Source organism: Iamia sp., assembly GCF_035575815.1.
In the GTDB taxonomy this organism is placed as follows: domain Bacteria; phylum Actinomycetota; class Acidimicrobiia; order Acidimicrobiales; family Iamiaceae; genus Iamia.
In genome coordinates this window covers 1-2,710 of the sequence record NZ_DATLXO010000162.1, presented here as the reverse complement: position 1 = coordinate 2,710, position 2,710 = coordinate 1, and the positions used below count along the sequence as shown (strand labels likewise).

The 2,710-nt window shown below is 72.0% G+C and carries 3 protein-coding genes; 1 reads left to right on the top strand and 2 read right to left on the bottom strand.

Going from position 1 to position 2,710, the window contains the following annotated elements; translation table 11 throughout:
- Positions 1–387: 387 nt before the first annotated feature.
- Complete coding sequence (tyrS, locus tag VNL12_RS16825; RefSeq protein ID WP_325596101.1) at positions 388–1,668, bottom strand: tyrosine--tRNA ligase; 1,281 nt, start codon at positions 1,666–1,668, stop codon at positions 388–390.
- Between the two features lie 96 nt (positions 1,669–1,764).
- On the opposite strand from tyrS, the gene VNL12_RS16820 reads away from it, so the two are divergent.
- Positions 1,765–2,325, top strand: coding sequence for a hypothetical protein (locus VNL12_RS16820; protein WP_325596100.1), 561 nt, complete (start codon positions 1,765–1,767; stop codon positions 2,323–2,325).
- A gap of 71 nt (positions 2,326–2,396) precedes the next feature.
- On the opposite strand, the gene VNL12_RS16815 is transcribed toward VNL12_RS16820, so the two are convergent.
- The coding region (locus VNL12_RS16815; RefSeq protein WP_325596099.1) for an NUDIX domain-containing protein at positions 2,397–2,710 on the bottom strand (314 nt) is incomplete at its 5' end.

Here is a 2,710-nt window from a genome sequence, read left to right as displayed (position 1 = left end):
CTGGCACCAGAACAGACTGACTTGTCCGTTGTTTGGTGCATTGAATTGACAGTCCTGGGTTCCGAGGCCGAAGCCTCGAGGTCCCAGGTCCGCACTCGCTTGCGTCCTCTGTTCTGTTTTCAAGGAGCACCCTGCTCCCGTGGGGAGCTGCTCTCGGCAGTCGTCTCGATGGACGGTGGTGCCGGGTGCACCCTTACGGGTCGGTCGAAACCGTTCCGTGGGGCGACTGACCACCATATCGTCGAGCCTCCGGAGCGTCAACCCCCGGCGGCGCCACGCTGGGTGGCCGTTCCCCCGTACCTCGCGGTGTGGGGCGAGGGAGGAAGCTAGGCACCACGTCTGCCCCGGTCCAAATCCCCCGGCCCGGTCGTGGGTCACACCCCCTGGTCAGGGGCGTGCGAGACCCATGGCGTAGGACCGCTTGCCCTTGCGGACCAGGGCGTAGCGCCCGTGCAGGAGGTCCTCGGCGGTCACCGGGGCATCATCGGCGCAGCGGACCCCGTTCAGGTAGACGCCGCCCTGGCTGAGCGCCCGACGGGCGTCGCTGGTGGAGGCGACCAGCCCCGTCGCCACCAGGAGGCCGATCACCGTGTCCGCCCGAGGGTCATCACCGGGCCCGATCGGTGCGCAGGTGACCTCCCGGGCGACGACCGCCAACGCCGCCGCCGTGGCCGTGGAGGGGTCGGCACCGAAGAGGATCGTCGAGGCCTCCTCGGCGGCGCGGGCGGCGTCGTCACCGTGGACGAGAGCCGTGACCTCGTGCGCCAGGCGCCGGTGGGCCACGCGGGCGCCGGGGTCGGCCTCGTGAGCCCGCAGCAGTCCGTCGATGTCGGCGACGGGCAGGAGGGTGAACCACTTGAGCTGACGGTCGAGGTCGGCGTCGTCGACTCGCATCCAGTGCTGAAAGAGCTGGTACGGACTGGTGCGCCGGGGGTCGAGCCAGACCCGGGCCCCGGTCGACTTGCCCAGCTTCGTCCCGTCCGCGCCGGTGAGCAGGGGCCAGCAGAGGGCATGGACCTGGCGACCCTCGACCCGGCGCACCAGGTCGACGCCCGAGACGATGTTGCCCCACTGGTCCGAGCCGCCGATCTGCAGGGCGCAGCCGTGCTCACGGTGCAGGTGCAGGTAGTCCCGGGCCTGGAGCAGCATGTAGGAGAACTCCGTGTAGGAGATGCCGTGCTCGCTCTCGAGCCGGGCCCGCACCGAGTCCCGGGCCACCATCTGGTTGACCGTGACGTGACGACCGACGTCGCGCAGGAAGTCGATCAGCGTGAGGTCCTCGGTCCACGAACGGTTGTCCACGAAGAGCGTGCCCCGCCTTCCGTCGGGGTCGACGACACGAGCGATCTGGGCGGCGATGGCGGTGGTGTTGGCCGCCAGGGTCTCGTCGTCGAGCTGGTTGCGCTCGTCGGAGCGTTCCGACGGGTCGCCGATGAGCCCGGTCGCACCGCCGGCCAGGCCGATGGCGCGGTGGCCGGCGTCCTGGAGGCGCCGGAGGATGAGCAGCCCGATCAGGTTGCCGATGTGCAGGCTGTCCGCGGTCGGGTCGCACCCGTAGTAGGCGGTGACCGGACCGTCGGCGAGCCGCTGGGCGAGGGCGTCACGGTCGGTGGAGAGGTGGACGAGGCCCCGGGCCTCGAGGTCGGCGAGCACATCCGCGTTCGTCACCCGGTCAGTCTGCACCCCCTGCCGCCCGACCCCGGCCGACATCGCACGACGCCCTCCGATGGACGGGCTCCCCGGGTCGGGTGCAAGGCTGGGCCCGTGCCCACGACCGAGGTCGCGCCCCGCCCCGCCCCCGACCCGTCGACGCGCCCCACGGGCCGAGGTGTCACCCTCTGGCGGGTGCTGGGCGTCAGCGTGATGCTCGCCATCGCGCTGTTCTGGCTCTGGATCTTCTCCGGCGCGGCCCGCGAGCAGAACCCGGACTTCCTCGCCGACCGGGCGTGGGCGGAGCGGGCCGAGCGCAGCTGCGCAGCGACGATGGAGGTCGTCGACCAGCGCAGCGAGACCGCCGGGCGCGACGACCGCGTCGATCGGGCCGACGCGATCGACGCGTCGACCGAGGACCTCCGCACCATGCTCGCCGACCTGCGCTCGCCCCTCCCCGACGACGACGGCGATCGCGGCGTCGTCGAGCCGTGGCTCGACGACTGGGAACAGCTCCTCGTCGATCGCAGCACCTACGCCGACGCGGTTCGGGAGGACCCCGACGCCCGCTTCCTCACCGAGGAGAAGTTCAACGATCCCCTCGACCGGGTGATCGAGGTGTTCGCCGACGTGAACGAGATCCCCTCGTGCGGCCCCGCCGGCGACGTCGGGTGAGAGGCCGCGCCACCGCCGATCGACGCGCGCTCTGAGCTGAGCGTTCGGAGCTCGGAGCGGACCGCCGGCGCTCAGCCGGGGCCGCGGTCGAGGGTCGCCGCCGCCTGCAGGCCGCGCTGCACCAGGCGACGGGTGCTCGCGTCCGCGCCGAGGCGGTCGAGGTCCTCGGCGCACCGCACCCAGCGGGACCCGGTCGACTCGTGGTTCAGCACGACCTCTGCGCCTCCGGGAGCCAGCAACAAGAAGCGCAGGTCGTGGTGGACGTGGAAGGACCCGTCGGGGTAGGCCACGTCGTGGACGTCGAGGTCGACCGCCGGCAGCACCGGTACCAGGCCCTCGATCCCGGTCTCCTCGTGGGCCTCCCGGCAGGCGGCGGCGAGGAGGT